This window comes from Chitinophaga sp. NPDC101104 (genome assembly GCF_050277495.1).
Lineage (GTDB): Bacteria > Bacteroidota > Bacteroidia > Chitinophagales > Chitinophagaceae > Chitinophaga.
This window is the reverse complement of the sequence record NZ_JBNNSF010000001.1, coordinates 2791340-2815669: the sequence shown is the minus strand read 5'-3', so window position 1 is coordinate 2815669 and position 24330 is coordinate 2791340. Positions and strand designations below refer to the sequence as shown.

20 protein-coding genes are annotated in these 24330 nt (G+C 55.4%); 13 read left to right on the top strand and 7 right to left on the bottom strand.

The genetic code is table 11. From position 1 onward, the window contains the following. The first annotated feature begins 16 nt into the window (after positions 1–16). The gene (gene rpe / locus ACQKLP_RS11275; protein ID WP_427322858.1) at positions 17–694 is read left to right on the top strand and encodes a ribulose-phosphate 3-epimerase; all 678 of its coding nucleotides are present in this window, start codon (positions 17–19) and stop codon (positions 692–694) included. On the opposite strand, the gene ACQKLP_RS11270 is transcribed toward rpe, so the two are convergent. Both ACQKLP_RS11270 and ACQKLP_RS11265 read right to left on the bottom strand, forming a co-directional pair. After that, positions 675–1067 carry a response regulator gene (locus ACQKLP_RS11270; RefSeq protein WP_164714409.1) on the bottom strand — a complete coding sequence of 131 codons (393 nt, stop codon included), beginning with the start codon at positions 1065–1067 and terminating at the stop codon, positions 675–677. The two genes, rpe and ACQKLP_RS11270, sit on opposite strands and share 20 nt — an antisense overlap. Before the next feature lie 7 nt (positions 1068–1074). Further along, complete coding sequence (locus ACQKLP_RS11265; RefSeq protein ID WP_427322857.1) at positions 1075–3684, bottom strand: PAS domain-containing protein; 2610 nt, start codon at positions 3682–3684, stop codon at positions 1075–1077. 214 nt (positions 3685–3898) lie between these two features. Between ACQKLP_RS11265 and purE the strand changes: the two genes are divergently transcribed. The 5 genes from purE (at position 3899) to ACQKLP_RS11240 (ending at position 9449) form a co-directional block, all read left to right on the top strand. Further along, on the top strand, positions 3899–4354 hold the full coding sequence (gene purE / locus ACQKLP_RS11260) for a 5-(carboxyamino)imidazole ribonucleotide mutase (protein WP_126249128.1): 456 nt from the start codon (positions 3899–3901) through the stop codon (positions 4352–4354). A gap of 104 nt (positions 4355–4458) precedes the next feature. Further along, on the top strand, positions 4459–5502 hold the full coding sequence (locus ACQKLP_RS11255) for a PhoH family protein (RefSeq protein WP_427322856.1): 1044 nt from the start codon (positions 4459–4461) through the stop codon (positions 5500–5502). A gap of 93 nt (positions 5503–5595) precedes the next feature. Continuing rightward, entirely contained in the window at positions 5596–6063 is a 468-nt protein-coding gene (locus ACQKLP_RS11250) for a DUF4878 domain-containing protein (RefSeq protein ID WP_341839076.1), read from the top strand. Positions 6064–6222: 159 nt separating this feature from the next. After that, positions 6223–6765: an inorganic diphosphatase gene (locus ACQKLP_RS11245; RefSeq protein ID WP_126249125.1), complete on the top strand. Its 543-nt coding sequence runs from the start codon at positions 6223–6225 to the stop codon at positions 6763–6765. Positions 6766–6971: 206 nt separating this feature from the next. Then, positions 6972–9449, top strand: coding sequence for a hypothetical protein (locus ACQKLP_RS11240; RefSeq protein ID WP_427322855.1), 2478 nt, complete (start codon positions 6972–6974; stop codon positions 9447–9449). A 75-nt stretch (positions 9450–9524) separates the two neighbouring features. Here ACQKLP_RS11240 and ACQKLP_RS11235 read toward each other — a convergent pair whose 3' ends face one another. After that, entirely contained in the window at positions 9525–10286 is a 762-nt protein-coding gene (locus ACQKLP_RS11235; RefSeq protein ID WP_427322854.1) for a C40 family peptidase, read from the bottom strand. Positions 10287–10360: 74 nt separating this feature from the next. Between ACQKLP_RS11235 and ACQKLP_RS11230 the strand changes: the two genes are divergently transcribed. From ACQKLP_RS11230 to ACQKLP_RS11215, 4 genes are all read left to right on the top strand, one after another. Further along, positions 10361–10903, top strand: a complete 543-nt coding sequence (locus ACQKLP_RS11230; protein ID WP_427322853.1) for a hypothetical protein — start codon at positions 10361–10363, stop codon at positions 10901–10903. A 67-nt stretch (positions 10904–10970) separates the two neighbouring features. Next, positions 10971–11972, top strand: coding sequence for a tetratricopeptide repeat protein (locus ACQKLP_RS11225; RefSeq protein WP_427322852.1), 1002 nt, complete (start codon positions 10971–10973; stop codon positions 11970–11972). Between the two features lie 72 nt (positions 11973–12044). After that, on the top strand, positions 12045–12623 hold the full coding sequence (locus ACQKLP_RS11220) for an RNA polymerase sigma factor (RefSeq protein WP_427322851.1): 579 nt from the start codon (positions 12045–12047) through the stop codon (positions 12621–12623). A 30-nt stretch (positions 12624–12653) separates the two neighbouring features. After that, positions 12654–13004 (top strand): anti-sigma factor family protein, encoded by a 351-nt coding sequence (locus ACQKLP_RS11215; RefSeq protein ID WP_427322850.1) that lies wholly within the window; start codon positions 12654–12656, stop codon positions 13002–13004. A gap of 3 nt (positions 13005–13007) precedes the next feature. On the opposite strand, the gene ACQKLP_RS11210 is transcribed toward ACQKLP_RS11215, so the two are convergent. Together ACQKLP_RS11210 and clpB are read right to left on the bottom strand one after the other, a co-directional pair. Then, entirely contained in the window at positions 13008–13493 is a 486-nt protein-coding gene (locus ACQKLP_RS11210; protein WP_427322849.1) for a nucleoside deaminase, read from the bottom strand. 339 nt (positions 13494–13832) lie between these two features. Next, positions 13833–16433: an ATP-dependent chaperone ClpB gene (clpB, locus tag ACQKLP_RS11205; RefSeq protein WP_427322848.1), complete on the bottom strand. Its 2601-nt coding sequence runs from the start codon at positions 16431–16433 to the stop codon at positions 13833–13835. 286 nt (positions 16434–16719) lie between these two features. Here clpB and ACQKLP_RS11200 point away from each other — a divergent pair, with 286 nt between their 5' ends. After that, a complete protein-coding gene (locus tag ACQKLP_RS11200) occupies positions 16720–17985 on the top strand; it encodes a DUF937 domain-containing protein (protein ID WP_427322847.1) in 1266 nt (421 codons plus the stop codon). A gap of 60 nt (positions 17986–18045) precedes the next feature. Here the strand turns inward: ACQKLP_RS11200 and ACQKLP_RS11195 are convergent, their stop codons facing one another. After that, positions 18046–19962 carry a DUF3857 domain-containing protein gene (locus tag ACQKLP_RS11195; RefSeq protein ID WP_427322846.1) on the bottom strand — a complete coding sequence of 639 codons (1917 nt, stop codon included), beginning with the start codon at positions 19960–19962 and terminating at the stop codon, positions 18046–18048. Then, positions 19959–21977: a transglutaminase domain-containing protein gene (locus tag ACQKLP_RS11190; RefSeq protein WP_427322845.1), complete on the bottom strand. Its 2019-nt coding sequence runs from the start codon at positions 21975–21977 to the stop codon at positions 19959–19961. Before ACQKLP_RS11190 ends, ACQKLP_RS11195 begins: the two co-directional genes overlap by 4 nt. Positions 21978–22137: 160 nt before the next feature. On the opposite strand from ACQKLP_RS11190, the gene queG reads away from it, so the two are divergent. After that, the gene (queG, locus tag ACQKLP_RS11185; RefSeq protein ID WP_427322844.1) at positions 22138–23076 is read left to right on the top strand and encodes a tRNA epoxyqueuosine(34) reductase QueG; all 939 of its coding nucleotides are present in this window, start codon (positions 22138–22140) and stop codon (positions 23074–23076) included. 286 nt (positions 23077–23362) lie between these two features. Continuing rightward, positions 23363–24319 carry a glycoside hydrolase family 43 protein gene (locus tag ACQKLP_RS11180; RefSeq protein WP_427322843.1) on the top strand — a complete coding sequence of 319 codons (957 nt, stop codon included), beginning with the start codon at positions 23363–23365 and terminating at the stop codon, positions 24317–24319. The last annotated feature ends 11 nt before the right edge of the window (positions 24320–24330 follow it).

The window sequence follows — 24330 nt, the reverse complement described above, 5'->3', positions numbered from 1 at the left end:
GAAAACTCGTAACGCATTGGAAAAGAAAATACCGCTCATCGCCCCCAGCCTCCTCGCCGCCAATTTTCTCGAAATCGGGAAAGATGTGGAAATGATCAACGACAGCCACGCCGACTGGCTGCATCTCGACGTCATGGACGGCCGCTTCGTGCCCAACATCAGCTTCGGGCTGCCGGTGATCTCCGCCGTTACGAAAATCTCGAAAAAAGTGAATGACGTGCACCTCATGATCGAGGAGCCGGAAAAATACGCGGAAGCTTTCGCAAAGGCGGGCGCAAATTACCTGACCGTCCACATCGAAGCCTGCCGCCACCTCCACCGCAACATCCAGCAGATCAAAGGGCTGGGCATGAAAGCCGGTGTAGCCCTTAACCCCCACACTTCCGTGGCCCTGCTGGAAAATATCATCACCGACCTCGACCTGGTGCTCATCATGAGCGTGAACCCCGGTTTCGGCGGCCAGCATTTCATCGAGCAGACCTACATCAAGCTCCGCCAGGTGCGCGACCTCGTCCGCAGAACGGGGTCCACTGCCCTCATCGAGGTAGACGGGGGCATCACCACGCAAAACGCGGCGCTCGTGGTCGAAGCGGGAGCAGACGTACTGGTGGCCGGCAACACGGTTTTCTCTTCGGCCAACCCTGCCGCCACCATCCGCGAGCTGAAACGCCCCGTTACGGTAACAATGCCATGATAATATCGTTGGTCAAAGGCTTGGTGAGGTAGCCCGACACGAAGTCGAACTGGTCTACCCGCTGCCGGTCGCGCTCGTCGATAGAGGAAGTGAGCACATAAATCCGGATGTCTTTGGCGATCTGATGCCGGATCCCGGCATATACTTCGAGGAATTCCCACCCGTCCATGACAGGCATGTTGAGGTCCAGCAGGATCAGGTCCGGCAGGGAAGCCTGGTCTGCGGTATTGACGCGGATATGGTCCAGCACATCCTGTGCGTCGGAAAATTTAGTGACTGCATCAGCGATCCTCAGTCTTTCCAGCATGATTTCAGTGATCTGCTGGTGAATGGGGTCATCGTCTACTATAAAGATCGAATGTAGCGGCTTCATAGAATTGCTATTCGGGCCTGAAGGTAATGATAAATTTCGTTCCTGCACCCAGGTTACTTTCGGCATGTATGCTCCCACCCATCGCTTCTATCTGCGTTTTGGTGATAAACAGGCCGATGCCCTTGGCGTCTTTATTTTTATGGAATGTCTTTCGGAACCCGAACAATTTGGCGCCATACCGCTCCATATCGATCCCCATGCCGTTGTCTTCCGCCGTCAGCATAATGCCCCCTTCCACCACCCTGCTCTTCAGATGCAGGCTGGGCTTGCGTTCCGGCGACCGGTACTTGATGGCGTTGGTGAGGAGGTTTTGCAGGATGCTGTCCAGGTAGATGCGCGGATAATCGATATGGGGCGCTTCGGTGAAATCTGCCGTGAGCCGCATGCCGCTCGTTTCCATATCCACCAGCAGGATATCCTTCACTTTTTGTAGCCGGTCCGAAAAAGCCAGCGTTTCCCTTTCCACGTTCAGATCTTTCCGGATCTGCACGATCTCGATCAGGTCGTTGAGCGTTTCGTCGATATTGCGGATCACTTCGGCAAACATCCCCCTGTACATTTCCCGCTCCTGCTCGTTCCCCGTTTCGTTCATGATCTGCATGAGCGCCTTCAGATTGGCGATCGGCGCGCGGAGGTTGTGGGAAGTGATATGCGCGAAGTCTTCCAGCTGCTTGTTCTGGTTGACGAGGAATTTATTGAGGGACGACAACTGTTCGTTCGCTTTCCGCAATTCCCGCTGCATCTTTTTGCTGTCGGTAATATTCCGGGTGAAGATGGAAATGCTGCCGTCCTGCATGGGCGCCAGCAGGAATTCGTACCATTTATCTAGCTGCGGCAGGTAGTTCGAGAACGAAACGGGCGCCTGCGCCTCGATGCATTGCCGTACGCGGGTGTGGAACGTAGACCCTACCAGCGAAGGGAACACTTCAAAAATATTGCGCCCTATCACCTTGCCGTGGTCCACGATCTCCTGGGCCTTCCGGTTGATGAAATTGACCTTCCCTTCCTTGTCCATCACGGCGTACCCCATATCGATGGTGTCGAAGAACAACCGCATGAGCTCGGCGTTCCGGGTGAGCTGGTTCCGGATGCGGAATTGCTCCGTCACGTCCTGGATCACACCGTAAATCCGCACGATGCGCCCGTTGCGGTATTCCGGCTTCCCGATCACGCGGGCCTGCAGCGTGTTGTTGCGCGCCGTGATGAGGGTCACCTGCAGATCGTACGCCTTCCCGCGGCTCATGCACGCGGCGATGGCCTGGTCCATCCGCGCGCGTGACTCGGGCTCGTAGAACGACAGCGCCTTTTCCACGTTGATGGTGGCATAGGGCGGCAGTTCGTGGATTTTATAGGTTTGGCCGCTCCAGCGCAGATGCTTCGAAGCCATGTCCAGCTCCCAGCCACCGATCTTCCCGATCTCGCCCGTTTGCAGGAGCGACTCCTGGACTTTGGTGCTTTCCAGCTCCTGGCGCTTCTTTTCGGTGATATCGTTCACCAGCGCCACTACGATCTGGTCTTTGTCTACGGGGTCTTCCACCGGGAACATGGTGAGGTCGAGGAAAATTTCCCGGTCGATCTTCCCGGCGCCGGTATGCACCTGGAACTCGAGTTTCTTCTCCAGCCGCACCACTTTCCCCCGTTGCAACACATCCATGAAAAGCTGGTCGAGCTCGAAGAGCCGCGCGAAAGGGTCTTGCACGAGGTTGCTGTCGGGCTGCTCTTCCAGCCCAGTGCTGGCGAAAAATTTGCGCTGTGTCTGGTTGACGCGGCGGATGAACCCGAAGTTGTCGAATTGGATATACCCGACCGGCAGGTTCTCGACGATGGTGTGCAGCAGCCGTTCGCTCTTTTCGAGGCTGAGGACGGCCAGTTTCTTTTCGGTGATCTCGCTGAGGATGATGAAGAGGCACTCGATGTCGCCCTGGAGGTCGAGCACGGGGAAACCGGTCACTTCATAATACATCGGCTGGATGCGGGTCACGTTTTCATCGTGGATCTCCTGGTATTTGAGCATCATTTCCCGTTTGACGGGCGCTTTATGCTGTTTCACTTCGTCGAGCAGGGCCGAAAGGCCGTTGCGGCGGTTGAAGGGATCGTCGAAAACGTTATAAGGCGCTGAGTTGGCGGCATGGTTGGCGCCGAGGATGATGCGCTGGGCGCCGTTCATGTTGCGATGCCATCCTTCGGGCGTGAATTCCTGGAGGCCGACGGGGAGGTTTTCGAGGACGGACCGGAAGAAGCGTTCGTTTTCGCGGGCTTCGGTTTCGGCCTGTATGTTGCGGATCACCATCATGACCTGGAATACCTCTTGCCGGTCGTTCAGCAGGGGGCTGCAGGACACCTGGTAGCGGAGGGGCGGCTGGCCGTACTGCAGTTCGAAGGCCACGCGATGGCCGCCGAGGGCGCTGGCCCAGTGGTGCATGGAATGTTCGGCGATGCCGGGATGGAGGTCTGCCAGCCGGCGAAGGCTGTCTCCTGGCTGAAGGGCAAAGCCGAGGTGGCGGCAGCTTTCTTCGGAGAAAGCGCTGTTCACCGTTACCAGGCGCAACTGCGTGTCGAACACGGCTACGGGGTCTGGAAGGGCTTCGATCACCTGTGTCAGCAAAGGATCGATCATCGGGATAGACTGTTAGGCATAGGCTAGTTGATGCGCGAATGTAGTCAATATATTACACAAAATTAACTTATCAGTATGGGAATTAAGGGGCATGGAACGGATGTTGAAAATTTCACGGGGGCTGAAATGATTTGTTAAGTCATGATGATATATCTTTGACGCAGGAAACAAATAATCATTTTTTTACGTTAATTTATAGCAGATTAATACTCAAATGAAAGTTTTAATTATCATGGGCTCGGAAAGCGATAAGCCCGTAATGCAGGAATCTCAGAACCACTTACAGTTCTTTGGCATCGAAAACGAAATGATTGTGGCTTCTGCCCATCGTAATCCCGACAAGGTACGCGAGATCGTAGTGAACGCGCAATCCCAGGGTTACGGCGTGATTATTGCAGCAGCAGGTATGGCGGCGGCGTTGCCCGGCGTAGTATCTGCCTATACTTCCCTCCCTGTTCTGGGTGTTCCCCTGGACGGTGGCTTACCGGGCGGTATCGATGCGCTGTATTCCATCGTACAGATGCCCGCAGGCCTGCCCGTAGGCACCCTGGCAGTCGGCAAAGCCGGTGCGCGCAACGCGGCGGTACTCGCAGCACGCATCCTCGCTCTTGGCAACAAGCAAATCGCTGAACGCGTAGAAGCGTTCAAACAGAACGGATACCGGATCTGATCCAGTCTCTGAATAAAGAACGGCGGGCGCATCCCGTCCGCCGTTCTACCTCAAACGCACTGTTCAGATTCCGAAACTATGGACAAGATTAAATCGAACCGCACTTGACAGAATCCATCATTAACCTGGACAGCGTAAACCCGATCGAGTTTTTCGGGGTTAACAACGGAAAACTGGACTTACTAAAGAAAAAGTTCCCTCTACTGAAGATCCTCAGCCGCGGCACGCAGCTGAAATTGTCGGGCGCTCCTGAAGAAGTGGCCACCGCCCGCGAAAAGATCGGTCAGATCGTCAGTTACCTCGAGCGGAACGGCCACCTCAGCGAAAACTATTTTGAACAGATCCTCGGAGAGGAAGAAGGCTCCGGCATCGACCATTTCAAGGACCGCAATCCCAACGACGTGCTCGTTTTCGGCCCCAACGGCCGTACCGTCCGCGCCAAGACCGCCAATCAGAAAAAGATGGTGACCCTGGCAGACAAGAACGACATCGTGTTCGCCATCGGCCCCGCCGGTACCGGTAAAACCTACACCGCCGTCGCCCTCGCCGTCCGCGCCCTCAAAAACAAAGCCGTCCGCAAGATCATCCTCACCCGCCCCGCGGTAGAAGCCGGCGAAAGCCTCGGGTTCCTGCCGGGCGACCTGAAGGAAAAGATCGACCCGTACCTGCGGCCTTTGTACGACGCGCTCGACGATATGATCCCGCCAGACAAGCTTAACTATTTCATGACCAACCGGATCATCGAAATAGCCCCCCTCGCCTATATGCGCGGCCGTACCCTCGATAACGCCTTCATTTTGCTGGACGAGGCCCAGAACTCCACAGACCTGCAGATGAAGATGTTCCTCACCCGTATCGGCTCCTCCGCCAAAGCGATCATCACCGGAGACCTTACCCAGATCGACCTTCCGAAAAACCAGAAAAGCGGCCTCGGCAAAGCGGCCCGCATCCTCCGGAACGTGGAAGGGATCGGTTACCTGGAGCTCGACGAAGAAGACGTGGTTCGCCACCGCCTGGTAAAAGCCATCATCAAGGCCTACGACCAAGCCGCGGCACAGGAAGAAGAACGCGAAAAGGAAAGGGAAAAAGAACGGGACCACCACCATCAGAAAGATCATAAGGACCATAAGCAGAAGGACCACAATTAACACGGCCTTAACAGCCGTTGTCGTAAGTTGTGCAATTGGAAGATTCCATCTACTTTTGCGGTAAGACATAATAAACATTAACCTATCAACCACATGAGCTATTATAGGCGATTTTTATACCTTATGTGCGCATCGGGCCTGGCGCTCAGCATTAGCAGCTGCAAGAAAAAACCCGAGCCGCAGGAGGTTGCCTTGGAGTTTATGCACGCTATCCAGGAATCGAATTTCGAACGTGCCAAAGAATACGCCACGAAAGAATCCCAGTCGGTGATCCTCCTGTATTCCATTTTCGACGGCAAACGCAATGAAAATGAACGGGAAAAGATCAAAAACGCCAAGCTGAAAGTGGTTAACCACGACGAAGAAGGCGATAAAGCCACCGTCACCATCCTCAACTCCTCTGTGAGCTCACAGGAAACCCTTCACCTCGTGAAGGAAGACGGACAGTGGAAAATATCCCTCACCCTCGAAAGCATCCTCCCGACTTCCGTACCCCCAGGCACCATGGACATGAACTCCATGTCGCCCGTTGTACCCGTGGATTCAGCGCTCGTAAAATGATCTCTCCCAATTTTTTATAGCTATTCCCGGTTTGTTCATTAATTTTGCGCACTGAACAAACCGGGTTTTCTTATCCGGCCGGGTTGAATTACAACCCGTTCGCCGTTTTTACCCGTCAGTAAACGAGATTGATATCATATTTTTTTAAAGCAAGATTGAATGACGACAACGAATCCATGGCACAGCGTAAGCCCCGGCGAAAATGCCCCCCACACGGTAACCGGCATTATCGAAATCCCGAAGGGCTCCCGTGCCAAGTATGAACTTGACAAAGACAGCGGCCTGCTGAAACTGGACCGTGTGCTGTATTCCTCCGTGTACTACCCCGCCAACTACGGTTTCATCCCGAAAACATATTGCGACGATAATGACCCGCTGGATATCCTCATCCTCTCCCAGATCGAAGTGGTCCCCATGTGCATCATGGACGCCAAAGTGATCGGGGTTATGCAGATGATCGACGGCGGCGAGGCAGACGACAAGATCATCGCCGTGGCAGCGCACGACATGAGCGTGGCCCATATCAACGACATCTCCGAGCTGCCCCCGCACCTGCTGAGCGAGATCCGCCACTTCTTCGAAGAGTACAAAACCCTGGAAAAGAAGACAGTTAAGGTGGAAGAATTCGGCAACAAGGCCAAAGCGGAAGAAATCATCCGCGATGCTTTCGAGCTGTACAACAAGACCTTTACGCAGCAATAATCTGCCACAGAAACGCACCTATAGCCGCCGGGACCCTGGTCCCGGCGGTTTTTTTATGCCTATCCCGTTGATTTTAAGCCCATTACAAACGCACCTGCAAATAAAACGTTACAATCCGTCAAAAACATGGTGGTTTACGAAAGCCTGTCCAGGTATCTTGTTTCTTCAACCAAACAACAAACCAGCACATCCCGTATATCTCACATATGGCAACGAAACAACGACCACTCGCCGGGCGGCTCCTGCTATGCCTGGCCATTTTCACCGGTTCGGCCGCGGCGCCCGCTACTGCGCAGGTACACTTCAAAACGAAGCAATGGAGCCTCCAGCTCGATAACACCGGGAAAGTTACCAGCATGAAAAGCCTCGCGCTGCAAAAGGAATTCCTCGTGGCGGCGGAAGCGAACGCGTTATTGAGCGTGAAGAAAGACGGCACCATCCATGCGCCCCGCACCTGCACCTGGAATCCGAAAAAGTCGGAACTGGCGTTATCCTACCCGCAAACCGGCGTGGAAGCTACGGTGAAAGTGCAATCCAACGACCGGTACCTCCGCTTCGAGCTCACGAAGATCACACCGGCCGAAAAAGTGGACCTCGTGCTCTGGGGGCCCTATCCTACCAGCATCGCAGACACGGTCGGCGAAGTGGTGGGCGTTGTGCGCAATAAAGAATTCGCCATCGGCATCCAGGCGCTGAACATCAAAACCCTGGGCGGCTATCCCAATGCGGAAAGCGACGTCGAGCCCTCTTACGATATTTTTGAAGGCGGCAATAAAGTGGATGTGAAGGAAAACGACATGCACAAGCAACTGTTCCGCGGCGATGTGGCGCGCCCTACCGCCTTCGGGGCCGTGTTGCAGGCTTATTGCCGCAACCGCGGGAAAGACCGGATCATCGAAAACTGGGCGCATACCGCTTACCTCGCGCCCGCTTTCCAGGACGGCGGCGTAACCGGCAGTAAAATCGCCCTGTTTGGCGTAGCCACCGCCGATGTACTGCCCACCATCTCGCAGATCGAATTGAAGGAAGGATTGCCGCACCCGATGCTCGACGGCGTTTGGGGGAAACAGGCCACGCATGCTTCCGAATCGTACCTCATCATGAATTTCGGCAACGCCAACCTGCAGGAGGCCATCGCCGTCACGCAGCAGGCCGGCCTCCGGTACCTTTACCACGGCGATCCCTTCGAGCAATGGGGATCATTCAAACTGCACCCGCGCGACTTCCCGGAGAACTGGGCCAGTCTTCGCCAATGTGTGGAAGCGGCGAAAGCGAAAGGCGTTCGCCTGGGGGTGCATACCTTGTCCAACTTCATCACCACCAACGATCCGTACGTAACGCCCGTTCCCGATCCGCGCCTGGCGAAAGTCGGCTACTCCCGGCTCAGCGATGCCATAGACGCGACGGCGAAAGAAATCGGGATCGAAGACGCGCTTTTCTTCAACCAGTTCCAGAATAATACGCTGAAAGCCGTTGTGGTAGGCGATGAGATCATCCGGTACGGCGGCGTTTCCGCATCCGCGCCCTGGAAACTGCTCGATTGCCAGCGCGGCGCCTTCGGCACCAAAGCTGTTGCCCATGCACAGCGCGACACTATCGGCAAACTGATGGACCACGCCTATAAAGTATTCCTCACCAACTACGCGCTGCAGGAAGAAATGTCGAAAACGATCGCGCGGCTTTTCAACGAAACCGGGCTCATGCAGATCTCGTTCGACGGGCTCGAAGGCTGCCATTCTTCCGGCATGGGCCAATATGCGCGGCAATTGTTTACGCAGACATGGTACGATGCGCTTTCCCCCGAGCTGAAAGGCAAAGTCATCAACGATGCCAGCATGCCCGGGCATTTCTTCTGGCACACCTACACCCGGATGAACTGGGGCGAGCCCTGGTACGCCGGGTTCCGCGAAAGCCAGCTGCAGCTTCGTTTGAAAAACCAGCAATTTTACCGCCGCAACCTGATGCCCTCCATGCTCGGCTGGTTCAGCCTCCGGCCAGAAACCACGCCCGAAGACATTGAGTGGATGCTGGCTATGGGCGCAGGTTACAACGCGGGCTTCGGTTTATCGACCAGCCTGGAAACCCTGCAGAAACACGGTAAAAAAGATGAAGTGCTGGCACTGATCAAAACCTGGGAACAGGCCCGCATGCAAAACATTTTTTCCGAAGCGCAAAAAGCGCAGATGCGGAGCCTTCAGCACGAATTCCACCTGGAACCGGCCCCCGGCAATGCTTACCGGCTGACGCCGGTGTACAACGCTTATTTCAAACATCAGCAAGTCCTGAAACAACCCGGCGAGCCGGTATTCTCCACCTTCAATTTCAATAATCCGGCCGATGCGCAACCCGTCTCGTTCATGATCACGCTGGCGCCCACGAAAGAATCCGATCCGGACGTCACCTTCGACCAGATCTCCATCGCCATCAACCGCCAGGATGCACTCGTGTTGCCCATTGCATTGAAACGGAACCAGTTCCTGAAATGCGACGGTAAAACCGTGCAACGCTTCAACCGCCAATGGCAACTGATGGAAACGATCAAACTGGAAAAGCCGCTGCCTGTTTTGTCGGCCGGTGCAAACGAGATTGTATTTGACGGGAAATATTCCGGGGAGAATGGTGCCGACGTGAAGCTGGAAATCCGCGCCAGCGGGCGGCCGGAGCTGATCGGGAAAGCCCGGTAATTCAATTACTACTCTCTTCATACAAAAGCCCCCATGCACAAAGCGCGTGGGGGCCTGTTTTTTGACGAAAACCTGTCAGAACAACCGTTTGATGAGCCGCAAGCGATGCGTGCGCTCGCCCGTGTCGGCGTTCACGATGCCCTGATTGTCTACCGGATCGATGCGTACCTTCCCGGACGAATGGATGATCCGCTGCTCGTCGAGCATAATGCCCACGTGGGTGATGCGCCCTTCGGGATTGTCGAAAAACGCCAGGTCGCCGGATTTCACTTCCTGGAGGAACGAAACCGTTTCACCCTGAGCGGCCTGCTGGTAGGCGTCTCTCAGCAAGGGAATGCCGAGGATTTTATACACGGTTTGTGTAAAGCCGGAACAGTCTGTCCCGAACACCGTCTTCCCGCCCCATAAATACCCCGTATTCAGGAATTCCATGGCAATGGGTGCCCAGGCCTCCCGCGGCGCGGGAGCCGGCTTAAACGGCACGATACCTTCGCCGGCGGCTACCGACACGCTTCCCCATTCAGCCGTGCCCAGCTTCAGCAAACTGCCGTAAGGCACGTGGACCGGTTTTCCATTAAGCTGCAATACGGCCTGCCAGTGGCTGACCACGTGCGTGGGCGCTGCCTCGAACAAGCCCTGCGGAATGGTTTCCAGGTGCGAAATCGTTACCCATCCTTCATATCCTTCGTACTGCATCCTTACTTTCACCCAACCGTCCTGCGTAACGGTTTCTGTTTCAAGACATTCCCCGAAAACCGCCTGGGAAATCAATTCGGCCCGGTGCGAAGGCTCCGCCCGGAGGGGCATGACCGGCACTATCGTGATCGCTAATGGCATGTTAATTGTTTAAATAATATGACGTGACCGGTGAACTTTTGGCCCGGATTTACGTAAATATAATCATAGAATATATGCATCTCCAGTTAAATAACCTCAGCGACAGGGAACTGCTTCTCCGGTTCCGGAAATTCCGGGAAAGAGAGGCGGCAGGGGTTTTATTGGACCGGTATAGTCACCTGCTGGTGGCGGTTTGTTTACCCGGGCTCGATGAGCGGCATCCCGCAGCAACCGTACTCCCCGAACTGACCGGCAAATTATTCGATCAATTGCAGCATGCCACTGGCAGAGTAAACGAAATCATGCACGGCCTGGTCCAGCAGTATTTCGGCAAAACCCGGAAGGCCCCTCCGGCGGCCATGCGCGAGCTGGAAAGCCGGGTAGACCATGCCGGCAACAATCCCATCGAAAAAATGGCATTGGCAGCGCAGCTGGAAAATGCGCTCGGCAGGCTGATCCCCGAGGATATGGACCTGCTCAATGAATTTTACCTCGAGCACAAGCCCCTGCAGGAGCTTGCGCGCTCGCGGCACATCGGTCCCGGCCAGGTGAGGGACCGGCTGAAAGGCATCCGTCAACAGGTTGCTACGTATATGAAAGAGGCGGCATATGAATAGTCATTCTCCAAGACAAGAAAGGATCATCCGGATCTTCACTCCCGTACGATGTTTGAACAGGGACCAGATGCGCCGTTACCATCTCGGCCAGATGACCGTTGTGGAACAGCATCTGGTGGAACAGCACCTCGTGGAATGCGACCTTTGCAACGATGCGCTCGCCACGCTCGAAAATCCCGCCAACATCGAATCTTACCAGCAATTGAGCCAACAGCTCAGTCAGTATATCCAGCGGGAATATGCGCCTGCTCCCCCGCCCGTCCGCCAGCAAAAACAATTGGCGGCCAAACAACCGCAGCAGGAACGCAAAACCTTTGCAGACAGCGCCCAGTCTTACTTCTGGACGATCATTTTCCTGGCGTTCGGCGGTGGCGGCATTTTCCTCCTGCAGCAGCACCTCAAAAACCGGCCGCCGATGGCCGTTTTGCCCGCGCGCGCCGCGGAGGTCGTTGTGCTGCCTGCGCCCAAAGGCGCTGAAGTCGGCAATTACCAGGCGCATGCCGAACCGGTGCAGGAACCGCTGGTGATTCAGACCAAATACAGCAACCGTGATACTTCCCGCAGTGTGGCAGCCGCTACGCCCGTTCCCACCCGCGATACCGCGCAGAAGAAAAAGACCGTGAAAGACAGTGCGCTTCCCAAGCTGCCGCCAGCAGATACGAACGCCCGGAAACTGGCAGCGCAAACGCCGCCACCGCCGGCCGAAACACCGAAAGACCCGCCGAAAGCGCCGCAGCAGGAAACGCCGAAAGAAAAAGCCCCCGAGCCCGCGCCCGCTACAAAAGCTGAGAAAGAAGATGAACCGGCGGCGAAACCGGCTAACGGGGACGACTATGTGTACCGCAGCGCCATGCAATACCAGCAACAGGGCGATTTCAACGAAGCCATCAACCAGTTCCGCAAACTTTCCGATAAAGGCAAATACGCAGAGCGTGCCCGCTACCAGATGGCCATCTGCTACCGCGCGAAAGGCCAGAAAGGCAAAGCCCGCAGGATGTTGCGCGATATCGCCAACTCCGAAGGCCCGATGAAATCCCTCGCGCAGGAAGAGCTCAGCAACATGAATTGACCCGCTTCCATTTGAAATATTTATGGAATTTGTTTACTTATGCATCTCAATTGAGAACGCTACTGTAAAAACGTGCATCCATCCTCCGACCAATATCAACACATGAGCGACCAGGACCTGCTCCAACGGTATAAAGCCGATGGCAATACCGAGTGGATAGGCGTCCTGTTCGACCGGTACGCCATCCTGCTGCTGGGCCTTTGCATGAAGTATCTCAAGAATGAAGAAGACGCGCGCGACAGCGTGCAGCAGATCTTCCTGAAAGTGCTTTCCGAAATCCACAAGCACGACGTGATCTATTTCAAAGCATGGATTTACCAGGTCGCCAAAAACCATTGCCTCATGCAGCTACGGCATAAAAAAGACGTGGAACTGAAGGAGGAATTGGTGCCCGGCGTGGCGGAGCAGGAAGACGTGCGGCATGCGGCACATGTGCAGAAAGACGTTATGCTCGACCATATGGAACGGGCGCTGGGGGAATTGAACAAAGACCAGGCCGTGACCGTGCGCCTTTTTTATCTCGAGAAGAAAAGCTACCAGGAAATATCCGACATCACCGGCTTCAACGCCGGACAGGTAAAAAGCTACATCCAGAACGGAAAACGCAACCTTAAAATTTTATTGGAAAAGTACAGTAAAAATATGCGTTAACTTGCAACAGCGGGCAACGCCTTAACAGATATGAACGACCATTTTGCTGACATATTCACCGAAACCGCCTGTCCCTCGCAAGACAAGCTGCTGGCTTACGTCAAGGGTGAACTGAGTGCTTCCGAAAGGCACGAGGTTGAAATGCACCTGCAAGACTGTGAGCTGTGCAGCGAAGCTGTGGAAGGGCTGTCGGCCATTTCGCGGAAAGACCAGATCCCCGGATGGCTGCGGCAGGCGAAGTGGAATGTGTTGCACAGCCTCCGCCGGAAGAACCGCCGGAAGAAAAAGGAGAACTATTACCTCTACATCGCCATCGTGGCGCTGGTCGTCCTTTTCATGGCCATCGCGCTGTACTGGATTTACCATTTCGCGCGGAGATAACCGTCAATAACCGGTTTTATCGGATTTGCGGGCCCATTCCCGGAACACGTCTTTCGCCGCTTCTTCGGGCATGGGGATAAAGGGGATTTTCTTTTCGCTGAAAGGCAATTCCAATTCATGGTAAATAAAGGAATCGTCGAATTCGATGGCCGCCGCCTCTTCTTTCGTATTGGCAAAGAAAACCCTTTGCGGGCGCGCCCAATAGATAGCCCCGAAGCACATGGGACAGGGCTCGCAGGAAGTAAAGATCTCGCAATCCGTCAACTGGAAAGTACCCAGTCGCTGGCAGGCGTCGCGGATGGACACCACTTCGGCATGCGCCGTGGGATCGTTGTGGGTCAGCACCTGGTTCCATCCTTTCCCCACTACTTCATCTCCCCTCACTACGATCGAGCCGAAAGGCCCGCCGTCCCCGTTCCGCATCCCGCGGGCGGATAGTTCCACCGCCATCGCCATGAATTTCCTTTCTCTTTCTCCGATCGGGTACATAAGCCTGGTTTTATCCCAAATGTACGGATTTCAAGCGCTTATGAACGGCCAACCGTACAGGGGAAGGCGCTGAGGCAATACCCCGCGCCCTTCCTGTAGGCCTTTTAACCCCCATAATCCTGACTACACAATCGTTCACCGCTTCCAAAAGCGGTAATTCCTTGCCGCAGAACCAGCGGGTAGCTCGTTTCGTGGGCCACAAGATAACCGCTAATTTAGATTACAACAAATTTTAATTTATTACTATTGATAATGTGTTAGATGGCAAAAAAAATCCCGGATGAGGATTCATCCGGGCATTAACCTGTAACTGTATATCGTCGTATTAGAAATGACTTGTTAAGTGTTGCGGATCACGACCACATTGTCAAACACATCCACCAAAACCGGTTTCGCCTTGTCGATCTCTCCGCCGAGGATCTTCTTGCTGAGCAGGTTCACGATCTCTTTCTGGATCAATCTCTTCAGCGGCCTTGCACCGAATTGGGGATCGTAACCCTGTTCCGCCAGGTAATCCAGCGCATAATCAGAGAATTCCAATATCATGCCATTCTTCGCTACCAGTTCCTTCAGTTGTTGTAATTGTATGTTAATAATTCCCTTCACTTCGGAGCGCATGAGCGGCTGGAACATGATCACCTCATCCACACGGTTCAGGAACTCCGGACGGATGGTCTGTTTGAGCAGGTTCATCACTTCATCCTTCGTTCTGTCTACCACTTCATCTTTATTCCCTTCGGTGATCTTTTCGAAGTTTTCCTGGATGATATGGCTGCCCATATTGCTCGTCATGATGATGATGGTATTCTTGAAGTTCACCACGCGGCCCTTGTTGTCTGTCAACCGGCCATCGTCGAGCACCTGGAGCAGTATGTTGAACGTATCCGGGTGGGCTTTCTCGATCTCGTCGAGCAGCACCACGCTGTAGGGCTTGCGGCGCACGGCTTCGGTGAGCTGGCCGCCTTCATCGTACCCTACGTATCCCGGAGGCGCGCCCACGAGGCGGCTTACGGAATGTTTCTCCTGGTATTCGGACATGTCGATGCGCGTCATCATCCCTTCATCGTCGAACAGATAATCTGCCAGGGCCTTGGCCAGCTCCGTTTTACCGACACCGGTAGTACCGAGGAAGATGAAGGAGCCGATGGGCCGGCGCGGATCGTTCAGTCCTGCGCGGCTTCTGCGGATGGCGTCGGCCACGGCCACGATGGCTTCGTCTTGCCCCACCACGCGCTTGTGCAGCTCGTCTTCCAGCTGGAGGAGTTTATCTTTCTCGCTCTGCATCATCCTGGCCACGGGGATGCCCGTGGCTTTGGCCACGTTTTCGGCGATGTCTTCCGCGTCCACTTCTTCTTTCAGCAGGCGTTTATTGTTGGCTGAAATCCCGGTGAGCTCGGCGCTGAGGTCGGCCACCAGTTTTTCCTGTTCTTTTATTTTCCCGTAACGGATTTCCGCCACTTTCCCGAAGTCGCCGTTGCGTTCGGCCTGTTCGGCTTCCAGCTTGAGGTTTTCGATGGCGGCTTTCGCGTTCTGTACTTTATCTACGAGCTCCTTTTCCTGTTGCCATTTGGATTTGAAAGTGTTCCTTTCTTCGCTCAGCCGGGCAATTTCTGCGGCGAGCTCGCGCAGTTTTTCCTGGTCGTTTTCCCGTTTGATGGCTTCGCGCTCGATTTCGAGCTGCCGGATGCGGCGCTCCAGTTCGTCGAGCTCTTCGGGCATGGAGTTCATTTCCAGGCGGAGCTTGGCGGCGGATTCGTCGATCAGGTCGATCGCCTTGTCGGGCAGGAACCGGTCGGTAATATATCTGTGCGAAAGCTCCACGGCGGCGATGATCGCTTCGTCGCGGATCAGCACGTGGTGGTGGTTTTCGTATCTTTCCTTCAAACCGCGGAGGATGGAGATGGCGTCTTCGACCGACGGTTCGTCGATGAATACTTTCTGGAACCTCCGTTCGAGGGCTTTATCTTTTTCGAAATATTTCTGGTATTCGTTGAGGGTGGTGGCGCCGATGGCACGGAGCTCCCCTCTCGCCAGGGCGGGTTTCAGGATATTGGCCGCGTCCATCGCGCCTTCCATCGCGCCCGCACCGATGAGGGTGTGGATTTCGTCGATGAACAGGATGATGTCGCCATTGGAGTCGGCCACTTCCTTCACCACGGCTTTGAGCCTTTCCTCGAATTCGCCGCGGTATTTGGCGCCTGCCATGAGCGCGCCCATATCGAGGGCGAAGATGATCTTATTATCGAGGTTATCGGGCACGTCGCCGTTGATGATACGATGTGCGAGCCCTTCCGCGATGGCCGTTTTACCGACGCCCGGTTCCCCTACGAGGATGGGGTTGTTTTTGGAGCGGCGGCTCAGGATGTGCAGCGTACGGCGGATTTCCTCATCGCGCCCGATCACGGGATCGAGCTTGCCAGCGCGGGCCAGTTCGTTGAGGTTCTTGGCGTATTTCTCGAGCGAATTATACGTGGCATCGGCCGTTTGGCTGTTCACCGTTCCTCCCTTGCGCAGCTCGGTGAGGGCGGCTTTGAGGCCTTTTTCGGTGAGACCGGCGTTTTTCAGCAGCTTGGCGGTATCGTCGCTGCCGCCGAGCAGCCCCAGCAGGAGGTGTTCCACGCTCACGAATTCATCCTTGAATTCCTTGATGCTGGCGCCTGCCCGCAGGATCGCGTTGTTCGCGTCGCGGCTGAGCACCTGTCCGCCTTCACCGCTGCCGATGACGGGGTACGCCTTGATCTGCTCGTTGAGTTTGCCGTCGAGGAAACCCGTATTCACGTCGTTCTTCTTCAGCAGATATTCTATGCTGTTATCTTCGTCCTGCAGCAACGCCTTGAGGATGTGGCCGGTCTCGATCGCCGAGTTGCGATGGTTGAAGGCCAGCTGCTGCGCCTGTTGCAGCGTTTCCTGGGACTTGATGGTAAAGTTGTTCAAATTCATATGTCTACTTTATGCTCCTTTAGGTTAACGATTGGATTTTTGATTTGTTCAGGTTGATCAAATCCCGAACCAAGGCGCCCAAACCGGTCAAGCTGACAGCTCATCCCCTATCCAGCTGCATTAATTTCAGTTTATATGTGTATTAACTGCTATTTTGTCTATTCTTTTCATTTTGAGGGCCTTGCGGCGCATTTGTGTTAAATCCACCTATAAATTGAACTGTAGTAAGTATAAGCTGTTATAGATCAGTTACATCCTTATTGTATCACCACCAAAACATTCATTTATGGCGTTTGACCTCATAGAAACCCTGAAGAATCTATTCAACACGGAGTTTGCCGGAAAAGCCGCGTCCCAGCTGGGCGAAAGCGAATCCGGTATTCAGAAGGCGCTGGGAGGTATTATTCCCACGGTGCTCACGGGCCTGCTGAACAAAGCCGGTTCGGGCGATGCGGGCGGACTGATGGGGCTTGTCCGCGAAGCGGCGGGCGCAGACCTTTCGAAGCTGGGCAACATCGCGGGCGGAATGCCGGCGGGATTGCTGGCCAAGGGCTCCGAGTTCCTGCAATCGCTGTTCGGCAATAAATCGGGCGCAATTGCGGGCGCCGTGGCGTCTTATGCGGGCATCAAGCCGCAGTCGGCCGATACGCTCATGCAGGCAGCTGCGCCGGCGGCACTAGGGGTTATCGGGAAGCACGCGGAATCCACCGGCCTGGGTACTTCCGGCCTGCTCGAAATGTTAAACAGCCAGAAAGATAAAATATTGGCGGCCGTTCCCTCCGGCCTCGGCCTCGCGGGCCTGCTGGGCGTGGGCAGCCTGGGCGATATCGGCAGCAGGATCTCCTCGCTCGCCGGCTCCCTCAAAGGCGCCGCCAATTCCGTCGGCCATACGGTAGAGGAAGCCGCTTCCGGCGGCAGCAAATGGGTGACCTGGCTCATCATCGCCATCGCCGCCATCCTGCTGCTGTGGTGGCTATTGCGGGGATGCGGCGCCAAGGAGCATACGCCCGTTGCTACGGCCGACAGCCTCACCGTCGTGGAAGACACTGCTTCGCACATGGCTCCGGCCGCCGCGGCGCCTGTTGTCCGCGAATCCATCAAGGTTACGCTGCCCGACGGCAAGGTGCTCGACGCTTACAAGGGCGGTATCGAAGACCAGCTCGTACAATTCCTGCAAAACCCGAATGCCGCCGCGGGCAAAGACGTATGGTTCGATTTCGACAACCTGAACTTCCAGACCGGCTCCGCGCAGATCACGCCGGAAAGCCAGGTACAGATCAATAACCTCGCCGCCATCCTCCAGGCTTTCCCGAAAACGAAGATCAAGGTGGGCGGGTATACAGATGCAACGGGAGACGCGAAAAAGAACAAGCAATTGTCGCAGGACCGCGCTACCGCCGTGGTGACCGCACTTTCCGCCGCCAACGTGAAGCCCGTGCAATTGCTGGGCGCCGAAGGCTACGGCAGCCAGTTCGCCAAAGCGGCCGCCGATGCGCCGGACGAAGAGCGGAAGCTAGACCGCCATATATCCGTGAGCGTTCGGGAAAAATAACAGTAATGCAAAAAGTACATACATCAGAAGGGCGCCTCCGATTGGGGCGCCCTTCGCTTTTTATGCTTCCTTTTTGACCAGAACGACCTTGCTTCGGTCAGACTTGTAGATTTGATTGAGGAATTCTTCCAGCTTCGGGTAATCCTTCGCCGGGAAGCGCCCGGATTTCATTTCGACCCGGCGGACGTAGGTGATGCGGTTACCATTGACCGTCACCCTGGCGTAGTAGTTCCCGAAAGCCGTGCTCAGCTTCACTTCCGGGAACATCGCTTCGGGCGTGTACCCTTCGGGAACGGTGATGAGTACGGAATCGGCGTCTACATACGGATCGTAAAAATAGATGTCCGAACTACGGGTAGAATCGCTGGAGAGTTTGCTGGCCCCGCGGGTGAGGATGTTGGGCAAAATGAACAGCCGCTTGCCGGTAACGGAGGCGTAGTTGGGGACCTTCAGTTCCATGGTTTCCTCCACTTCCGGAACGGGCCGCACATCCGCATGCTCCGTATATTTCAGTTCGCCGATATCGAAACTGGGCAGTTTGAGCCTGTCTTTCAGCTCCTCCAACTGCTTTTCCCTGCTGTCGTAATGGACGATCTGGTGGTAATAATCCTGCTGAAGCCCGGTGTAGCGGGTTTCGCATTTCAGTTTCAGCGTGCCCGTACCGTCTGCTTCCGCGATGATGTTGCGGACCTGGAGATTCTGTTCTGCCGGGTAAGCGGGCGTGCGCACGAGCTTGCCGCCCTGTTCGGTAATCAGCAACACAGGCCGGTTGTTCGTAAATCCGCCCAGGTAGCCGGCCGGCGCGGTCTGACTGGTGCATTCCAGCCAGGTGGTATCTTTGGCGCCAGGTATACAGAGGATGATGTGGTTGAACTGGCTGACGGTGAAGTCTTCCATGAAATCCGTTTCCTCCCGCCCTGCATGCACGAGCGTGTAATGCGAGCGGATGCCGGCTTCCGCCAGCAGGGCTTTCATATAATTGGAGAGCGCCTTACAATCGCCATACCCTTTCGTGGCCACATAATTCGCGTCGAACGGCTGCCAGCCGCCGATGCCCAGCTGGATGCTGATGTACCGGGTATTTTGCTGCATGTATTCGTACAGCAGCCGGACCTTTTCCGCGTCGGTTTTGGCGTTGGCGGTGATGGACGCTACGGTGGATTTGATGTTCGCCGGCAGCACATCGCGCCCCTGGTTGAGCGTGGCGATGAACTTGCCGAAATTCTCCCAGGAGCTCATATCGCCGTCGTATTCTGCGAACGAAAATTTGCTGGGCGCCAGATATACCATGGTGCAGCGGTCGCGCAGGGGGCCGGTAAACGGTTCCGGTTGCTGGGCGGGCACGTTCTTTACTTCCCAGGTGAGCACTTTCGCGCCTTTTTCCGTGCGTTCCGCGGGCTTTCCTTCATACCGGAATTGCCGGTAGCGCAGATCGTACCCTTCGGGCGCGGTCACTTCCAGCTTGCTTTGTTCTACGGAATAATAATTGGCGCCCTGCGGCACCCACCTGGGAATGAACGCCGTGTGGCGGTGGCGGAATTCCACTTCGTAAGCTACCGTATAGGGGTAGACTTTATGATAGAAATTGTGGGATTTGACGCGACTGTCTTCCATGAGGCTCATTTCGCTCACGGCGCTCAGATCGCGCACATCGCCTTGTTTGAGCTTGCGGAGCTGATTGCCCTGCGCATCGTACAAAACGCCGCTCACGTCCTTTATCTCGCGGTATTTATCGTAGTCTTCGCTGAACCCTGCGAACCGGTCGCCGTTTTCGTTCAGCACCGTCACCACGATGCGGTGAACGTATCGTACATCGCGGGTGTCGACGATTTTAACGGAAACCAGTTCTTCCCGCTGCACGGCATACGCGTTTTTCAGCAATGCGGGCGGGATGGCGCTGACGGGATAACGGGGGTCCGCGGCGCGGAGCGCGCCGGCGGTCAGTAACAATATCAGTAAGAGGTAATTCCGGATCATGCTTTTTTCTTCTTGATGACAACTTGTTCCGCATGTTTTTTCACGACTACGTCGAAGAATTCGCGGAGCGGTTGGTATTCTTCCGCTTCGTACCATGCACGGTTAAACTTGAGCCGGGAGCGCATCATCAGCTGGTTGCCGTTTTGCTGCACCAGGTACTGGAAAATGCCTTCCCCGTCGTTGAATTTCACGATGGCGGATTTCGGGATTTCTTCGAAAGTACAGTCATCGGGCAGCGTGAGCGTCAGGCTATAGCTATAATCCGTCACCGCCGGCATTTCGATCGGGTATTTGCGGTTTTCCGATTTGAATGGATTGCTGCGGATGGATTCGGAGAACATGGGATGGAGGTACACCATCCCGCTTTCGTCCATTTCCCCGAGCTTGAAGTCATAATCCACCAGGAGCTGGTTGCTGTAATTCTCCAGTTCCTGCAATTTCCCGTTGCTCAGCTCGATGTCTGCCACGAACCCTTTCGCCAGGTCTTTAAAGAACACGTCCTGCCCCTTTTCCCGGATGCGGGAACGGGCGTCGTACGATTCGAAAAAGCTGTACTGCCGCTGGAAGTGCCCGGAAAGCCGGCCTTTATCGTCGGGCGAAATGAAAACACCCGTGACGCTGCGCTCCGACAGCGAATCCGCTTCGAAGGAAAGCGGGTCTGCCGCGACGTTCACCTTCCGGGCGGGTCCATTATAGCAAGACGCGTGCAGTTTCCCGAAGCCCAGGAACGGACGGGTGGCGTCCAGGAAATACTCCTCCCCGTCCGCATACACGCTCACTACCGTGTAATTGAGCTTGGAGCGGATAGGGTACATGGCGTATATTTTACCATGACTGCGCGTGCTCAGCAAAACGGGCGACGCATCCAGCCCCGCTTCGCGCAGCAGCGCCGTGAGCAGGATATTGATATCGGTGACGTTGCCGTTCTTTTTGGTGAAAGTCGTTTTGAGCGATTGGCTCTTCCAGATGGCGGAGTAATCGGTACAGGTGTAATTGTCCCGCACAAAACTGAAGATTTTCGCCGCTTTCTCCTTTGCGGTGGAAACCCCGGCTGTGAGGCGTTTTACATCGTCCGACAAATAATTGTTCGAGCGCAGCAATTCCCCTGCGTAATCTTCGTCTTTCCCCATTTCTTCCATGAACTTCGGCCAGGTGCTCATGATATTGCGCACGGGCGATTCGGGGAAGCGGATGGCAGACAGCTGGAATTCGATATAGCTGATGTGGTTTTTAAGGGTGGTCACGAAACTTTCCTCTTTGAGCGGCGGCACGTCTTTCATGACCCAGCGGTGGGTGGTGATGCCGGGCGTCACGGACACGTGGCGCGACGGGGACGCCGAAGACGCTCCTTCCATATTGAAACTGAAAGTTTTACGGGAATCTTTCGAGCTTTTGATGTGGTAACTGTTGTATCCCTGGCTGAGGAAGAGGTATTCGTAATATTCCGGCAGGGATACTTCGTATTCGCTCCACAGCACGGGCATTTCGACGTCCTGGAAAGCCCATGGCCGCAGGTAGGTGGGAAATTCGGAGTTGATGGTGAACGAATATTCGATGATGGTGCCTTCCTTTACAGCGGGCAGCGTGAATTTCTTACGGACGATGTTGCGGTCTACCTTTTCCGTGAAAACGGCTTTGCTTTCCAGCTTCGTTTCCACTACCTGGCCGTTTTCCAGGTTGTAGGAGCAGGCTTTGAGGTTGGAAATGGTCTCTTCTGCCGCGCCCTGCACATACAGCTCGATGCTGATATTGGCCTTTTCGTAGGCGCTTTTGCGGAGGATGTGGATACGGCGGTGCTGCTTGTACATCTGGATGAACCAGTCGCGCCCCGATTCGAACTCCGACGACCCCACGTCCGCCAGCACTACGGCTGCGGCACCGGTGTCGATGTCATATCGGGTCTTGAAATCTTCCGGGCTGACTTTTCCATACTTCACGGGCGTTTTATCCTGCGCGGCCAGCATCATGGCCCAAACCAGGAAAAGGGGCGTTAAGACGACAGTTTTGAGTTGCATTACAATGAACTTAGGTACGGGTTGAATTTTGGCTAAAATTATGGATTTTCCGGGCATCCCGTCCTTTCGGTCAAAAATATTCCGGAACGGCTCCCCCATCAGATGTAAACCGGCTTCAATTCCATAACATCGCGGCAGAAAAGCGTAAATTTGCGCCAGCATGCAGATTCTGGAGAAAAATACCGTGTTCATCAAGCAGCTGGCCAGGGAGCTGGGGTTCGATCATTGCGGCATCGCAAAGGCGGAGCAGTTGAGCGATGACGCTTTCCGGCTGGAGCAGTGGCTGAACCGCGGCATGCATGGCGGGATGCAGTATATGGAGAATTATTTCGACAAGCGCATCGATCCGCGGTTGCTGGTAGACGGGGCGCAATCGGTCATCACCCTGCTGCTGAACTATTACCCCGAGCAGCGCCAGCGGCCGGATGCGCCGCAGGTGGCCAAATACGCGTACGGGGCGGATTATCATGACATTATCCGCGAAAAGCTCAACACCCTGCTGGCCCGGATGCGGGAGCAGTGGGGAGATGTGCAGGGCCGCGGGTTCGTGGATTCCGCGCCGGTGCTCGAGCGTGCCTGGGCGCAGCGGAGCGGGCTGGGATGGATCGGCAAGAACGGGAACCTCATCCACAAACAGGCCGGTTCATTTTTCTTCATTGCCACGCTGATCGTGGACGTTCCGCTGGTGTACGACAGCGCGGCCGGCGATTACTGCGGCAGTTGTACGCGTTGCCTGGACGCCTGCCCAACAGGCGCCCTCGTTTCCCCGACGGTGGTGGATGGCAGCCGGTGCATTTCGTATTATACCATCGAATTGAAGGACGCCCTCATTCCCGGGAGCCTCCAGGGCCAGTTCGACAACTGGATGTTCGGTTGCGACATCTGCCAGGACGTTTGCCCATGGAACCGTTTCGCCAAAGCTACTTCCGAAACGGCCTTCACGCCCATCCCCGAAATCCTGAATTTTACCAATTCGCAATGGGAAGAGCTGACGGAGGAAGAGTTCCGGCGCATCTTCCGGAAAAGCCCGCTCAAAAGAAGCAAGTTCGCCGGCATCCGCAGGAACCTCCGGTTCCTGGAGCCCCCTTCCCTCCCCTGAAAATCCTTTTATTATGAAAATTGTCTGCCGTTGCGGGGCAAATCGGTCATCCATGTGAAGTCTGTGGCATGCTGCTCGTCCAGATCGGTCAATCGCAGTATTTCCGGTTCTTCCGGCCGGAGTCTCCGCTGGCGAAAGGGATTTTTCAAACATCGGCGGTTCCGGGACCGGACGGCTGAGCTTCAATGCGTCCCGTAAATGCTTTGGGCGGCGACTATGGGTTCCTGGTCGAAGTTGAAGAAGAACCCGGATAGGAAACCTCCCGCCTTTTTGCTATTTTTCTGACATGTCACCCTTGAAAACCATCGCCGCCGCTATTTTGCTCATGGCCGCCATTCCCGCCCAATCCCAGGACACCCGGATTTCCCTCGCAGACCCGACGATTTTCGTGCACGGGGGAACGTATTATTTGTACGGGACCGGCAGCAGCGAGGGTTTTCTGTATTATACTTCAAAAGATTTGAAAAAATGGACGCAGCCGGCAGATAGTTCGGAACAACTGGCCCTGAAACGCGGAGAAGCCTTCGGGAACACGGGATTCTGGGCGCCGCAGGTGTTCCGGCAGGGCGACAGCTTCTATATGGCCTACACGGCGAACGAACAGATCGCTATCGCACGGGCGTCCGCTCCTGCAGGGCCTTTCCGGCAGGATGCGCCTTTACGGCTCAGTGGTTCCGGCAAGCAGATCGATCCGTTCGTTTTTTTCGATGAAAGCGGGAAAGTGTACCTCTACCATGTGAAGCTCCGGCAAGGCAACCGGATTTTCGTGGCGGAAATGAAACCCGACCTGTCGGACGTGATTCCAGGCACCGAAAAGGAATGCGTGGCCGCTGTCGCGGGATGGGAGAACACGGCGGGTGCGGAATGGCCGGTGGCGGAGGGGCCTACGGTCGTCCGGCATAAAAACCTGTATTACCTGATTTATTCCGCCAACGATTTCCGCAATAAGGATTACGCGGTGGGCTATGCAACGGCCCCTTCGCCCACGGGGCCCTGGAAAAAATATGCCGGCAACCCCGTCATCAGCCGGCAAATGGTGCAGCAAAACGGTACGGGCCATGGGGATGTGCTGATCGATAAAAAAGGGAACATGCATTATGTGCTGCACATCCATCATTCGGCCAACAAGGTGTCGCCCCGCGCCACGGCGATCATCGGCCTGCGGTTCCGGCCCGGGAAAGACGGGGAAGACGTGCTGGAAGCGGACGCAACATCGTTCAGGACGCTGACCATCAAACCCTGACCCCTATTTTT

Excerpts from the sequence above, each read along its gene's own strand:
- ACQKLP_RS11270 (WP_164714409.1), bottom strand. The coding sequence starts at position 1,067 with ATGAAGCCGCTACATTCGATCTTTATAGTAGACGATGACCCCATTCAC.
- ACQKLP_RS11265 (WP_427322857.1), bottom strand. The coding sequence starts at position 3,684 with ATGATCGATCCTTTGCTGACACAGGTGATCGAAGCCCTTCCAGACCCC.
- purE (WP_126249128.1), top strand. The coding sequence starts at position 3,899 with ATGAAAGTTTTAATTATCATGGGCTCGGAAAGCGATAAGCCCGTAATG.
- ACQKLP_RS11250 (WP_341839076.1), top strand. The coding sequence starts at position 5,596 with ATGAGCTATTATAGGCGATTTTTATACCTTATGTGCGCATCGGGCCTG.
- ACQKLP_RS11245 (WP_126249125.1), top strand. The coding sequence starts at position 6,223 with ATGACGACAACGAATCCATGGCACAGCGTAAGCCCCGGCGAAAATGCC.
- ACQKLP_RS11240 (WP_427322855.1), top strand. The coding sequence starts at position 6,972 with ATGGCAACGAAACAACGACCACTCGCCGGGCGGCTCCTGCTATGCCTG.
- ACQKLP_RS11235 (WP_427322854.1), bottom strand. The coding sequence starts at position 10,286 with ATGCCATTAGCGATCACGATAGTGCCGGTCATGCCCCTCCGGGCGGAG.
- ACQKLP_RS11230 (WP_427322853.1), top strand. The coding sequence starts at position 10,361 with ATGCATCTCCAGTTAAATAACCTCAGCGACAGGGAACTGCTTCTCCGG.
- ACQKLP_RS11225 (WP_427322852.1), top strand. The coding sequence starts at position 10,971 with ATGCGCCGTTACCATCTCGGCCAGATGACCGTTGTGGAACAGCATCTG.
- ACQKLP_RS11215 (WP_427322850.1), top strand. The coding sequence starts at position 12,654 with ATGAACGACCATTTTGCTGACATATTCACCGAAACCGCCTGTCCCTCG.
- ACQKLP_RS11210 (WP_427322849.1), bottom strand. The coding sequence starts at position 13,493 with ATGTACCCGATCGGAGAAAGAGAAAGGAAATTCATGGCGATGGCGGTG.
- clpB (WP_427322848.1), bottom strand. The coding sequence starts at position 16,433 with ATGAATTTGAACAACTTTACCATCAAGTCCCAGGAAACGCTGCAACAG.
- ACQKLP_RS11200 (WP_427322847.1), top strand. The coding sequence starts at position 16,720 with ATGGCGTTTGACCTCATAGAAACCCTGAAGAATCTATTCAACACGGAG.
- ACQKLP_RS11195 (WP_427322846.1), bottom strand. The coding sequence starts at position 19,962 with ATGATCCGGAATTACCTCTTACTGATATTGTTACTGACCGCCGGCGCG.
- ACQKLP_RS11190 (WP_427322845.1), bottom strand. The coding sequence starts at position 21,977 with ATGCAACTCAAAACTGTCGTCTTAACGCCCCTTTTCCTGGTTTGGGCC.
- queG (WP_427322844.1), top strand. The coding sequence starts at position 22,138 with ATGCAGATTCTGGAGAAAAATACCGTGTTCATCAAGCAGCTGGCCAGG.
- ACQKLP_RS11180 (WP_427322843.1), top strand. The coding sequence starts at position 23,363 with ATGTCACCCTTGAAAACCATCGCCGCCGCTATTTTGCTCATGGCCGCC.